At 68.0% G+C, this 12609-nt stretch carries 15 protein-coding genes; 12 read left to right on the top strand and 3 right to left on the bottom strand.

The window, feature by feature from the left end; genetic code table 11:
* Positions 1-18: 18 nt before the first annotated feature.
* Together DL519_RS48980 and DL519_RS25095 are read right to left on the bottom strand one after the other, a co-directional pair.
* Positions 19-153 (bottom strand): hypothetical protein, encoded by a 135-nt coding sequence (locus DL519_RS48980; protein WP_263399712.1) that lies wholly within the window; start codon positions 151-153, stop codon positions 19-21.
* A 13-nt stretch (positions 154-166) separates the two neighbouring features.
* Positions 167-355 carry a hypothetical protein gene (locus DL519_RS25095; RefSeq protein ID WP_223839520.1) on the bottom strand — a complete coding sequence of 63 codons (189 nt, stop codon included), beginning with the start codon at positions 353-355 and terminating at the stop codon, positions 167-169.
* A 258-nt stretch (positions 356-613) separates the two neighbouring features.
* Here DL519_RS25095 and DL519_RS25090 point away from each other — a divergent pair, with 258 nt between their 5' ends.
* The 10 genes from DL519_RS25090 (at position 614) to nudC (ending at position 9515) form a co-directional block, all read left to right on the top strand.
* On the top strand, positions 614-1432 hold the full coding sequence (locus tag DL519_RS25090) for a helix-turn-helix domain-containing protein (protein ID WP_190818415.1): 819 nt from the start codon (positions 614-616) through the stop codon (positions 1430-1432).
* Positions 1425-1616, top strand: a complete 192-nt coding sequence (locus DL519_RS25085; protein ID WP_190818413.1) for a DUF397 domain-containing protein — start codon at positions 1425-1427, stop codon at positions 1614-1616. The genes DL519_RS25090 and DL519_RS25085 overlap by 8 nt, the downstream gene beginning before the upstream one ends.
* 82 nt (positions 1617-1698) lie before the next feature.
* The gene (locus tag DL519_RS25080; protein ID WP_190818411.1) at positions 1699-2244 is read left to right on the top strand and encodes a DUF3558 family protein; all 546 of its coding nucleotides are present in this window, start codon (positions 1699-1701) and stop codon (positions 2242-2244) included.
* A 231-nt stretch (positions 2245-2475) separates the two neighbouring features.
* On the top strand, positions 2476-2889 hold the full coding sequence (locus DL519_RS25075) for a hypothetical protein (protein WP_190818409.1): 414 nt from the start codon (positions 2476-2478) through the stop codon (positions 2887-2889).
* Positions 2886-3434 carry a DUF3558 family protein gene (locus DL519_RS25070; protein WP_190818408.1) on the top strand — a complete coding sequence of 183 codons (549 nt, stop codon included), beginning with the start codon at positions 2886-2888 and terminating at the stop codon, positions 3432-3434. The genes DL519_RS25075 and DL519_RS25070 overlap by 4 nt, the downstream gene beginning before the upstream one ends.
* A gap of 16 nt (positions 3435-3450) precedes the next feature.
* Positions 3451-4824 carry a PPE domain-containing protein gene (locus DL519_RS25065; RefSeq protein WP_190818407.1) on the top strand — a complete coding sequence of 458 codons (1374 nt, stop codon included), beginning with the start codon at positions 3451-3453 and terminating at the stop codon, positions 4822-4824.
* A 117-nt stretch (positions 4825-4941) separates the two neighbouring features.
* Positions 4942-5727, top strand: a complete 786-nt coding sequence (locus DL519_RS25060) for an ESX secretion-associated protein EspG (RefSeq protein WP_223839519.1) — start codon at positions 4942-4944, stop codon at positions 5725-5727.
* Positions 5728-5870: 143 nt separating this feature from the next.
* A complete protein-coding gene (locus DL519_RS25055) occupies positions 5871-7199 on the top strand; it encodes a M16 family metallopeptidase (RefSeq protein WP_190818405.1) in 1329 nt (442 codons plus the stop codon).
* A complete protein-coding gene (locus tag DL519_RS25050) occupies positions 7196-8563 on the top strand; it encodes a M16 family metallopeptidase (RefSeq protein WP_190818404.1) in 1368 nt (455 codons plus the stop codon). The genes DL519_RS25055 and DL519_RS25050 overlap by 4 nt, the downstream gene beginning before the upstream one ends.
* Positions 8564-8588: 25 nt before the next feature.
* Positions 8589-9515 (top strand): NAD(+) diphosphatase, encoded by a 927-nt coding sequence (gene nudC, locus DL519_RS25045; protein WP_190818402.1) that lies wholly within the window; start codon positions 8589-8591, stop codon positions 9513-9515.
* A 71-nt stretch (positions 9516-9586) separates the two neighbouring features.
* Here the strand turns inward: nudC and DL519_RS25040 are convergent, their stop codons facing one another.
* Positions 9587-9997: an XRE family transcriptional regulator gene (locus DL519_RS25040; RefSeq protein WP_223839518.1), complete on the bottom strand. Its 411-nt coding sequence runs from the start codon at positions 9995-9997 to the stop codon at positions 9587-9589.
* A 157-nt stretch (positions 9998-10154) separates the two neighbouring features.
* On the opposite strand from DL519_RS25040, the gene DL519_RS25035 reads away from it, so the two are divergent.
* Positions 10155-12242, top strand: coding sequence for an ATP-dependent DNA helicase UvrD2 (locus DL519_RS25035; protein WP_190818401.1), 2088 nt, complete (start codon positions 10155-10157; stop codon positions 12240-12242).
* 153 nt (positions 12243-12395) lie between these two features.
* Complete coding sequence (locus tag DL519_RS25030; protein ID WP_190818400.1) at positions 12396-12602, top strand: hypothetical protein; 207 nt, start codon at positions 12396-12398, stop codon at positions 12600-12602.
* Positions 12603-12609 lie beyond the last annotated feature (7 nt).

Below are 12609 nucleotides of genomic sequence, written 5' to 3'. Positions count from 1 at the left end.
CTCGACGGCGGCCACGACCTAAGCGACGATGAGACTGCCCCGACCGCTTCCCGCATGCTGCCCGGAGCAGTCGCGCACCAGCCCGACGACGAAAAACGCCTCCAGAACGGCATTCCGCCCGCAGCGCAGCACGCTGCCCACCCGAGCCACCACATGTCGATCCCCTTCAGTAGTCCCAGACGTGCTCGTGGTGCTCGTCCCGCGAGACCTTCTCGGCACATTCGGGGCAGCGCTCGGTGATCGACGTCGATGCGGGCTCCCGCCCGTAGGGCGTGGCGGTTGGGATCTTCAGCCACGTCTCGCACAAGGCGGGCACCCAAGCTCCGGCATAAACGGCGCCGGGCAAGGTGTCCATGGCATGCCGAATCCGGAACCCGGCGCCGACAATCCAGAAAACATCCTTCCGATCCCGCCGAAACACATCAAAAACCATCCCATTGAGTCCTTCCTGATGTGACTACACGCAATCCGATATCCCAGGAAGCTAGGGTTGTTTCGGTGCTTCAACGAGTTTGAATCTGTTTCGCGACACGCGAAACAGCGTGAAACATGAAACGGTAGAACCGGGGACATTAGAGGTTAAAATATGTTTCATGAGCGTCGGGTGTTTCATGTGGGGCTCGGTGCCGAGCTGAAAAGGCTTCGAGAACTGAATCGGCTTTCCACTCGAACGGTGGCGACGAAGCTGGGGACGAGCGCGGCATGGGTGAGCCGCACCGAGACAGGTGCGCGCAGGCCGAGCGTCGACGACGTGAAGGCGCTGTGCGCGATCTACGGAGCGACCGGCGAGCTGCGAGAACGCCTCGTGCATAAGGCTCGCGACATCCACGGGGACGTTGCCCACCTGCCGCCCAGCGACGAGTTCGCGGACCAGCTCGCCAACATCATGGTCTTGGAGAGCGAAGCCACCAAGATCACCGACTTCGGTGTATCTCTCGTCCCGGGGCTACTGCAAACGGCCGGCTACGCCCGGCAGATGATCTCCACATTGGACAGGCCGGAGAGCGAGGTGGAGCGCCGCGTCTCGACGCGAATCGGCCGACAGGCGCTCTTTACCAGGCCGAACGGTCCCGAGGCGAACTTCATCATCGACGAGATGGCGCTACGGCGGCGCATTGGTGGTGCTGAGGTCATGCGCGCTCAGCTCCAACACCTGATCAGCTGTGCTGACCTGCCCAAAGTTGGCATCTGGGTCATTCCGGTCGACGCAGGCGCGTACACGGGTCTCGAAGGTCCCTTCGCGGCGTACGAGTTCGCGACCCTCGATCCATACGTCTACCTGGAGAACCGGAAGGGTGGGATTTTCCTTACGAGGAAGGAAGAAACCTGCGAGTATCTAGACGTGTGCAAGGAGCTACGAGGCTTGTCCCTCGACGGATCAGAGTCGCTGAAGCTGATCAAGTCGATCGCGAAGGGTTTGCGCAATGACTGACCTGGTGTGGCGAAAGAGCAGCCGGAGCGGCGCGTCGGTGAACTGCGTCGAAGTGGCACTGCTGCCAGGAACGGCGGCGGTCCGAGACTCGAAGAACCTGGCAGGAGGCCACTTCGAGGTGCAAGAACCCCGCTGGCGGGAGTTCTTAGGCAGCGTCAAAGAGGGCCGCTTCGACCTGCGATAAGGCCGCGAAACGGGTCCAAGACGACCTGACATGATCGCAACGTCGCACGAGTAGAAGCCGACGACCTGAGATGAGGCATTCATTGGGTACGTTCTCCCGGTCCCTGATCGCAACGGCTGCCGGTGTGGCCTTGTTCGGGCTCGCCGCATGCGCGGGTGGCAGTCCGAGCGCCCGCGGTGGTGAGGAGACGTCTTCGGCGCCGACCTCGTCTTCGGCGGGCGCCGGGCTGGCGGGTTTTGATCCGTGCACGTTCTTCAAGCCCGACGAGCTCACCTCGTTCGGCGTCTCGACACAGTCCGAAGACGGCACCGTGGTCAGCTTTGAACCCGGCTGCAAATGGAAAGGCGGGAAGATGACTCTCTCGCTGCTTAAGAACTCGGACGAGACCGTGGCGTCTTACGAGAAGAGTGGTAGCTGGGACAGTTACCAGAAGAAGCCTCTCGATGGTCGGTCGGCGGCAGTTGCGGTTGAGTCAGGTGCCGCCGGGCAAGGAGGGTGCACCGTGCTTGTTGATGCAGCTGGCGGCGTTGCCCTCTACATGATCGATGGTCGGATGCGTGACTCCGTAGACGCTTGTGGTGAGGCAAAGAAGGTCGCCAACCAGACGGCTTCACGGTTGCCGAAGTGATCGAGGCGGCAGGAGGTCTGCGGAGCTGACGCCAGCCAAAGTTCCCGCACCTTGCGCGATCGCTATCTGTGACCACTCGATGTCGGATGGCGACGCCTCCGTGGCCTGCGCTGAAGAACAAGTGACGTTGGAAGCGCTTCGCGTTTGCTGGGAACCGTTACGGACGCCCCTGCGTCAGGTTAAAGTGTTCATCGTTTCCGGGGGAGATCGCAGAGTCCAGAGGGGTCTGGGATGACAAGCGCAGACGCAAGTGGGTTCGCCGCAGCCAAGGAAGGGCTGAAGGCGATCAGCGGCCGCACGCAGTGGATCAACCAGCAGGTCGGCTCAGGCAAGCTGTCGCTTGATCCCGACGCGGCCGACAAGGCCGCCAAGCGCTGCGAAGAGGAGATCGACGCGCTTGGCGTGCTCCTCCAGAACGCGGCTGCTCTGAGGACCCTCAAGGGACTGGGGAACTACCCCGACGGCCAGCAATTGGCGCAGCGTTTCCAGGAGAAGGCGACAGGCGGTCAAGCCGGCGCTCTTGAGCTGATTCGTGACATGCAGGAAGAACTGAAGAAGCAGGCGGACGCGTTCCGGGGTGCAGCCAAGGACTACCGTGCCACCGACGAGCAGAACGCCGACGACCTGAGGCGAGGTATTCAGTGAGTACGTTTTCCCGATCCCTGATCGCAGCGGCCGCTGGTCTGGCCCTGTTCGGGCTTGCTGCATGCGCAGGTGGCGGTAAGAGTCCTGGGGGTAGTGAGGAGACGTCGTCCGCACCGACCTCGGCATCGTCGGGGGCGGGGCTGGCGGGTTTTGATCCGTGCACGTTTTTCAAGCCCGACGAGCTGACCTCGTTCGGTCTTTCGACGAAGGCCGAGGAGTTCACCCAAGTTAGCTTCCAGCCGGGCTGCTCCTGGAAGGGCGAGAAGTTCACTCTCGGCCTTCAGAAGAACGCGGACGAGACCGTGCAGAGCCTCGGCCAGGGTGGCGGCTTCGACAAGTACGCGGCCACAACGGTTGCCGGTCGCGAGGGCGCGGAGATGCTTGTCGCTGGGGCGACAGGACAGGGCATCTGCAACTACGTGGTTTCCGCAGGCGGCGGAATCGCTATTTACCAGCTCACCGGCGCGATGCGCGACTCTGTGGCCGATCCGTGTGGCGAACTGAAGACGATTGTCGATCAAACGGCTTCTCGGCTGCCGGAGTGACGAGACAGGGGGAGTGATGGGACTTCTCAGTACCCTCGACAACGCGGGTTCCCGGGTCTTCGGCTGGGAGAGCGCTGCTGAGGAAGACCGGAAGAAGCACGGCGAAGAGGCCAGCCGGGTCGCCCAGCAGCAGCAGAACCAGCTGGCGCAGCAGAACTCCGGCCTCAACGTCACGAGTTACGACTCGCCGGCTATCACGCAGTGCCTCAACTGGTCTGGCTTCAGCCACGGGCAGATCTACCAGACCAACCAGGAGTCGATCGACCAGGGCAAGGTCGGTGAGGTCGCCGAGGCGTGGAAGAAGCTCGCCACGGGCCTTCGCGAGCGGGGCGAGAACTACGCCACTGACCTTGCCAACATCGTCGACGGGGGCTGGGAAGGCGAGGCCGCGAGCAACGCTCGTGAGGTCGGCAAGCCCGCTTCCGACTGGATGAAGGCCAGCGCCGATGCCTTCGAGATGACCGGGAACAACCTGCACGCCGCGGGTGAGGCCGCCGGTCAGGCCAGCAAGATGGTCGAGAAGCCCCAGGGCTTCAGCTGGGGTGAGGCCGCTTCCGCTTCGATTCCGTTCGGTATCGCCGGCGGTGGCATCAACGCGCTCAGCCAGATGGAGGAGCAGGAGCAGGCGGAGAAGGCCGCGCAGGAGACGATGGCGCGCGTCTACAGCCCCACGCTCACCCAGGTCGACGCGAAGATGCCGCAGTACAAGGGGCCGGACGGCAACACCAAGGAGCCGCCGCCGGTGCCGCCGCCGCCCCCCACGGAATGGGGCGGTGGAGGTCCCGGCAAGCCCGGTGGTGGATCCGGCAGCGGGATTCCGGGCGGCGGGATTCCGGGCGGCGGGACGGGGAAGCTTCCCGGCGGTGGCATCGGTACCGGTATTCCCGTCGGTGGTATTCCCGGCGGTGGCATTCCCGACGACGGGCTCCCCGTCGGGGCGTACGACCCCAACAATCTTGGTAGCCGTATCCCCGGAGGCGGCTACACCACGCCTTCCGGAACCGGTAGCCAGTGGGCCGATCAGCCCGGGCTCCCCGGCGGTGGCGGAACCGGGCTCCCCGGCGGTGGTGCCGGTGGTGGTCTCCCCGGCGGCGGCGCCGGTGGTGCCGGGATGGTCGGTGGCATGGCCGGCGGTCTGGGTGCCGGTGCCGGTGGCATGGCCGGTGGTGGCCGTGCGGGTGTCGGCGGACTCGGTGCCGGTGCGGCCGGCGGTGCAGGTGCTCGAGGTGCCGGTGCCGGACGGGGCGCGATGGGCGGCATGGGTGGTGCCGGCCAGCGCGGCAAGGGCGGCGAGGACGAGGAGCACGAGCGCCCGTCCTGGCTCGAGGAGCAGGACGACATCTGGATGAACGACATGCCGAAGACCGCCCCGCCGGTGCTCGGCGAATGATCCGGTGCTGACCGGTGGCGCCGGCTTCGGCACCACCGGTCGGTCACGCTTGCAGCGGGCGAACTCACAAGGGGAGAAACAACAGTGGGCGTGTTGGGGCGGTGGCAGCTTCAGCCGGTGCACTTGGACATCGTGCTCAAGTACCTGAAGATCGACGGTTTGACCCTGCCGTTGAGCAGCCGTTCTTTCGGGTACACCGCCGATCAGTTCAGCCAGATCGCGATCGGTGAGCTGGACCGGATGGACGCCGCCGGAGTCGTGATCAACGACGAGGTCGCGCCGCCGCTGGTCACCGCGCTCAAGACGCTGGCCAACCCGTACCTGTGGGTCGACTCGCTGTGGTTCCCGCAGGTCGGCACCGACCACTGCTGGCGGGCGCTCGCGGTGTTCACCGAGGGCAACCGGGTTGTGCTCGGCGTGCAGACACCGAGCGAGGATCCGCGGCGCGGCGGCATGCTGACCGTCGAGGTCCACGAGAACGCCCCGCTGCCGCAGGTGCTGCTGGCGACGCTGCCGCCCACCAAGCCGGGCAGTCGCGGGCCGGTGCGCGTCCCGCAGAGTTCGCTGGTGCAGGCGCCGCCGGCGGACTTCGACCAGATGAGCGTGATGCAGTCCGCCACCCCGACGCGCGGCAGCAGCGGGGATCAGCAGGTGAAGCTCTACGAGGAGATCGGGCAGTCCCCGCACCAGCGCATCGGCCAGATCGCGGCGAACGTGCGCGACCAGTACGGCCGCCGGAAGCGTTCCCAGGTGGTGTCGTGGTTCGACAACCCCGAGCCCGACGGCCGCTATCTGAACCGGGTCGAGCGAGGCAGCAGCGGTGAGCAGGTCTTCGCGCTGCTGCCGGCCGATGCGCGCACGATCGGTGCCGAGATCGATTCCCTCATCGCCCAGGTCCGCTGACCGCGCTGCCAGGCCTCGCGAGAACCCGTGAGCATGCTGTTTTAGAAGTGGTCGTCCGGTGCCCACGCGCAGTCATCACGACACGCCGAAGAGTGGCGAAGGGGGCACGCACGGCTTGACAGTCCGCACGTAGGCTGCATGGCATGGTCGAACCCCAGCTGCATCGCGTTACCTTGCCCAATGGGCTGCGCGTGGTGTTGGCACCGGACTCGGCAGCGGGCCGAGCATCGTCAGGGCAGGCCCCTGTGGTCGGTGTCAGCGTGCACTACGACGTGGGCTTCCGCTCGGAACCGGAGGGGCGCACCGGTTTCGCGCACCTCTTCGAGCATTTGATGTTCCAAGGCAGCGAGAGCCTGGAGAAACTCGCGCACTTCCGGCACGTGCAGGGCTCCGGTGGCACGTTCAACGGTTCGACGCACCAGGACTACACCGACTACTACCAGGTGCTGCCGTCGGCGGCGCTGGAGCGGGCGTTGTTCCTCGAAGCGGACCGGATGCGGGCGCCGAAGATCACCGAGGAGAACCTGCGCAACCAGGTGGACGTGGTGAAGGAGGAGATCCGCCTCAACGTCCTCAACCGCCCCTACGGCGGGTTCCCGTGGATCCTGCTGCCGCCGGTGCTCTACTCGACCTTCGCCAACGCACACAACGGCTACGGCGACTTCACCGACCTGGAACAGGCGACCGTCGACGACTGCGCCGCGTTCTTCGACACCTTCTACGCGCCGGGCAACGCGGTGCTGACCATCGTCGGTGACATCGACGTCGAGCAGACCATCGACCTGGTCAACAAGCACTTCGGCGACGTGCCGGCGCGCGACGTCCCGCCGCGGCCGTCCTTCGCCGAGCCGTTCCCCGCCGGCGAGCTGCGCGGCAAGCACGCCGACCCGCACGCGCCACTGCCCGCCGTCGCGCTGGGCCACCGCCTGCCCGACCCGGTCTCCGAACTCGATGCCTACCTGGCGAACGTGGTTCTCGCGGCGATCTTGTCCGACGGCGACGCCTCCCGCCTGCAGCAGCGTCTGGTCTACCAGGACACTCTCGTGGTGGACGTGCACGCCGGCTGCGGCCTGATGGGAGCCCCGCTGGACGCCCGCGACCCGGACACGTTCACCGTCACCGCCATCCACACCCCGGAGGTCGAGCTCGACCGAGTGGTCGGCGCGATCGACGAGGAGCTGGAGAAGCTGGCCACCGATGGCCCGAGCGCGGACGAGTTGTCCCGCGTCACGGCACGCTGGGCTGCCAGCCTGTACCGGGAGCACGACCGGGTGGTCACCCGGACCCTCGACCTGGGCAGCGCCGAGCTGCTGCACGGTCGCGCCGAGCTGATCTCCGATCTGCCGAAGCTGATCGGCAAGGTCAGCGCGGAGGGTGTCGCGTCGGCGGCGAAGGCGCTGCGGCCCGATGCGCGCGCGGTGCTGGAGATCGAACCCGCAGGCGACGAGAACGCGACAGGAGGTGCGGCATGACCCGCGCAACGCACCGGAGTGCCGAGGAGATCGGCCGCACCGAGCTCGGCCCGCGGTCGCTGCCGCCGCTCGGCGAGCCCCGCATCGGCCGCGCACCGGCCGCCGTGGACACCGTGCTGGACAACGGGCTGCGGGTGATCGCCGTCCGGCACGGCGTGGTCCCGATGGTCGAGCTGCGGCTGCGGATCCCGTTCGCCGGTGCGGAACAGAAGCACCCGGCCCGCGCCGAGTTGCTGGCCGAGGCGCTGTTGACCGGCACCGAGCGCCGCAACCGCGTGCAGGTGGACACGGACCTGGCAGCGGTGGGCGGCGACCTGCACGCGACCGTCGATCCGGAGCGGCTCAGCATCACCGGCGACGCGCTGGCCACCGGCTTGGACACCCTGCTCGACGTGCTCGCGGACGCGCTGACCGGCGCGGTGTACCGCGATACGGAGGTCGAGGGGGAGCGCGCCCGGCTGGTCGAGCGGATCGCCGTCGCGCGCTCGCAGCCGCGGGTGATCGCGCGGGAGGAGCTGCAGCGGCACCGCTACGGCGACCACCCGTTCGTCCGCGAGGTGCCGCAGGCCGAGGACGTCGCCGAGGTCAGCGTCGAGGAGGTCCGCACGCTGCACCGCGAAGCAGTGTTGCCGCGGGGCTCGGTGCTGGCGATGGTCGGCGACATCGACCCGGACCAGGCGGTGGCTGCCGTCGAGCGCAACCTGGCGGGCTGGCAGTCTGAGGACACCGCGCGCGAACTCCCGTCGCTGCCGGCGGTTCGCGGCGGCGACGTCCGGCTGGTGCACCGGCCCGGCGCGGTGCAGTCGCAGCTGCGGTTCTCAGCCCAGGCGTTGCCGCGCACCGACCCGCAGTACCCGGCTCTGCAGATCGCGAACCTGGTCTTCGGCGGCTACTTCTCCTCACGGCTGGTGGAGAACATCCGCGAGGACAAGGGCTACACCTACGGCGCGCACTCGTCGTTCGAGTTCACCCGGGGCAACGGCACGGTCCTCGTCGACGCCGACACCGCCAGTGAGGTAACCGCGGCCGCGCTGCTGGAGACCCGGTACGAGCTGGCCAGGTTGGCGCTGGTGCCACCGACCGAATCGGAGGTCGAGTCGGCCCGGCAGTACGCCATCGGGAGCCTGCTCACCTCGACCGCTTCGCAGTCGGGGATGGCGTCCACGCTCGTCGCGCTGGCCGCGGCGGGCCTGGGGCAGGACTGGCTGCTCGCGCACCCCGAGCGGTTGCGGGCGATCACGGTCGAGCAGGTGGGCGAGGCGGCGCGGCGCTTCACCCCGACCGCGTTCACCGGCGTTGTCGTCGGCGACGCGGACAAGCTCGCCGACCAGCTTCGACTGCTCGGGGGTGTGGTGTTGCCATGACGTGGTTGGACGGTGAGGCGGGCAAATGATTTCCGACGTGGTCGCCGGGGCGGGTTTCCAGCTGGACTCCGCGCCCCTGCTGTCCAGGTCCACTGTGGATCGCCGGGAGACGCTGCGGGAGACCCCGGACGGCGGGGCGGAGCTGTGGTCGACCGGTCAGGTCGTGCTGGTGGACGCCAAGGGACGCACCCGGATCGGCCCGGATTCGCGGCTGGTGGTGCACCCCGCGAGTGACTTCGGCGAACGTCCGGCCCCGAATGCGGTCCTGCTCGGCGCTGAGGGCGAGATCAGCTACTGGGCGCTGCGCAGCGAGCACGACGGTTCCCAGGACGACTGGCGGGACCTGCGCACCGGCGGTGGTCTGCTCAACGACACCGACGCCGGGTTGTTCACCACCGCGGTCGGCCTCCTCGGCTGGCACGACAGCGCCCGCTACTGCGCGGTGTGCGGGGCGGCGACCACGCGGGTCCGCGCCGGTTGGGCGCGGCGTTGCACGGGTTGCGACCGCGAGGAGTACCCGCGCACCGATCCGGCCGTGATCTGCCTGGTGCACGATGGTGCGGACCATGTGCTGCTGGCCCGCCAGCCGATCTGGCCGCCGGAGCGGTACTCGGTGCTGGCCGGGTTCGTCGAGGCCGGCGAGTCGCTGGAAGCCTGCGTCTCGCGCGAAATCGCGGAGGAGGTGGGCGTCGCGGTCTCGGACGTCCGCTACCTCGGCAGCCAGCCGTGGCCGTTCCCGCGGTCGCTGATGCTGGGCTTCGCCGCGATCGCGGACCGGTCCGCGCCGCTTACGCCGGCCGACGGCGAGATCGAGGACGCCCGCTGGGTGCACCGCGACACGGTCCGGGCGGCCCTGGAGTCGGCGGGCGGAGCGGTCGACGGCCTGCGGCTCCCGCCCGGGGTGTCCATCGCCTACCGCATGATCAAGGGCTGGGCCACCTGGAACGACTGACGTGGAAGGGCTGGTCGGGGCGCCTCCCCGGCCAGCCCTCCGACGGCATCCGCGCACGGCGGTGAGGATTTCTATGCCGCGGTTTCGGGCACCCGCAGCCTGATGCCGGTGTCGCCCAGACTCGCCACGATCTGCAAACTCCCGCCGAGCGCCTCGACGTAGGAGCGCACGGTGACCAGGGTCAGCGTCTCGATGTCGCAGCGTTCGATGGCGCTCACCCGTGGCTGGCCGATCCCCATTCGACGGGCCAGCTCAACCTGGGTGACCTGCGCTTTCTTCCGCACCTCGGCCAACCGGTACCCGGTGCCGTAAGCCTCGGTGATTCGGCGGCCGCACTCTTGCCGTTGCGGGGTGATCCCAAGTCGCTCCCGGACCTCGTCCCAAGGGATTGTCATGGCAGATCCCTCCCCATCTCTGGCCTCCTCGTCCAGCGACTCCATCCACTCCAGGACCTCTGGTAGGGCTTCAACCTGCCATTTCATGTGGTCACGGTAGTGCATATTCGGCATACTGCCTGCTAGCGGGCGTGATCATCGTTCGAATGTGCGTGCGAATCACTCGTTGGAGGTCTCCGGCACGCGGTGCAGGGTGCTGGGGTGTGGCCCCGGTCGGGGGAGGCGGTCTGCGAAGATGCCGGGCATGACCGAGCAGCCGCGACTTCTGGAAGGGTTGGATCCGGAGCAGCGGCAGGCGGTCATCGCACCACGCGGCCCCGTGTGCGTGCTGGCGGGTGCGGGCACCGGCAAGACCCGCACGATCACCCATCGCATCGCCTTCCTCGTGCAGCGCGGGCTCGTCGCCCCGAACCAGGTGCTGGCGGTGACCTTCACGGCCCGGGCGGCGGGGGAGATGCGCACCCGGTTGCGCGCGCTCGGCGCGGCGGGGGTGCAGGCGCAGACCTTCCACGCGGCGGCCTTCCGGCAGCTGCGCTACTTCTGGCCGCGGGTGCACGAGACCCAGATGTGGCAGCTGACGGACAACAAGTTCCGGCTGGTCATGCAGGCCGCGAACAAGCTCGGCCTGTCCACCGAGCGGGAGGACGTCCGCGACTTGGCCGGCGAGATCGAATGGGCCAAGTCGTCGCTGGTCGGCCCCGAGCAGTACCCGGCCGCCGCGGCCGCCGCCGGGCGGGACGTGCCGGTGCTGCCGGAGCAGCTCAGCAAGGCGTTCGCGGCCTACGAGCAGCTGAAGAACCGGGCGCAGGTGCTGGACTTCGACGACCTGCTGCTGCACATCGTGGCGATCCTGGAGGACCAGCGGGAGATCACCGAGGAGTTCCGCAGCCGGTACCGGTCGTTCGTCGTGGACGAGTACCAGGACGTCAACCCGCTGCAGCAGCGGGTGCTCGACTCCTGGGTGGGCAACCGCGACGACCTCACGGTGGTGGGTGACGCGAACCAGACGATCTACTCGTTCGCGGGTGCCTCGCCGAAGTGGTTGATCGGCTTCCCGCGCAAGTACCCGGAAGCGACCGTGGTGCGCCTGGAGCGGGACTACCGGTCCACACCACAGGTGGTGGGCCTGGCCAACCAAGTCATCGGCGCCGCGCGGGAGCGGCCGGCCGGTACGCGGCTGAAGCTGGTCGGGCAGCGCCCGGACGGGCCGCGCCCGGATTTCGCCGAGTACGACGACGAGACCGACGAGGCCGAGGCGATCGCCCGCAAGATCGCGCAGCTGGCCAAGCGGGGTGTTGCGTTGTCGGAGATCGCGGTGCTGTTCCGGGTCAACGCGCAGTCGGAGGTCTACGAGAAGGCGCTCTCCGACGCCGAGATCCCCTACCAGGTGCGTGGTGGTGAGCGGTTCTTCGCGCGCGCGGAGGTGCGGCAGGCCATGGTCACGCTGCGCGCCGCAGTCGCGCACGGCGCCGAAGAGGAGGACCTGCCCGCGACGGTCCGCTCGGTGCTGCGCGAGGTCGGGCTGACCGACGAGCCGCCTGCCGGTGGTGCCGCGCGCGAGCGGTGGGAGTTGTTGATCGCGCTGGTGGAGCTCGCGGAGGAGCTCGCCACGACGGTGCCCGACGCGGGCCTGTCCCGTTACGTCGCGGAGCTGGACGCGCGAGCCGAGTCCCAGCACCCGCCGACCGTCGAAGGCGTCACACTCGCCTCGCTGCACGCCGCCAAGGGCCTCGAGTGGGACGCGGTTTTCCTGGTGGGGCTGGTCGAAGGCACGTTGCCCATCCAGCACGCCGACACCGACGCCCGCGTCGAGGAGGAACGCCGCCTGCTCTACGTCGGGGTCACCCGCGCCCGCGAGCACCTCTACCTGTCGTGGGCGCTGGCGCGCGCGGGTGGGCGCCGTTACCGGCGACGCAGCCGCTTCCTGTACAGCCTGGTGCCGGACGAGCACCCGGCGGCGCTGCCCAACAAGGTCAAGCAGCGCGAGCTCCTGTCGCGACCGGCGAAGTCCGCGAAGCCGCGTTGCCGCATTTGCAATGCCACGCTGGCGGGCACGATGGACATCAAGCTCGGCCGCTGCGCAGACTGTCCGTCCGATGTGGACGAAGACCTGCTGTCGCAGCTGAAGGCGTGGCGCAGCGAACGCGCCCGGCAGCTGAAGGTCCCCACCTACGTGGTGTTCACCGACGCGACGCTGACCGCGATCGCGGAGCAGCGGCCGTTGGACGAGACCGCACTGGTGAGTATCTCCGGGATCGGGGCGTCGAAGTTGCAGAAGTTCGGCTCCGACGTGCTCGCGCTGATCCAGGGTGAGCGCCGCGACACGCCCTGAAATGCCTGGTGACGCAGGTTTTTCAGACGATCGAGCGGTTTCTTCGAAAAATACGTTGCGACCGGCACGGCTGTGCCAATAACCTGCAAGAGCGCGAGCCGTGGTTGGAAGAAACCCCGGCCTGAAGCCCGAAGGGAGGTGGCCTTGGTGTCCATGATTCTGATGTCGAGCACCCCGAGCCGCCTCATGGCCGGGGCAATCGCGCTGTTCCGCGTCACTTTCGCGCCGTTCCCAGCTGTTGCCGAACACGATGCCGGCTATGGCCGAAAGCTCAACCCGCGTTGGTTCCGCGCGCTGCCGCTGACCGTGGTCGACCCACGGCGGTCCGCTTTTTGGCGATTCCTCGATCCACTGATCTAGGAATCTC

This window comes from Saccharopolyspora pogona (assembly GCF_014697215.1).
Lineage (GTDB): Bacteria > Actinomycetota > Actinomycetes > Mycobacteriales > Pseudonocardiaceae > Saccharopolyspora > Saccharopolyspora hattusasensis.
This window is presented reverse-complemented; position numbering and strand designations above follow the sequence as displayed.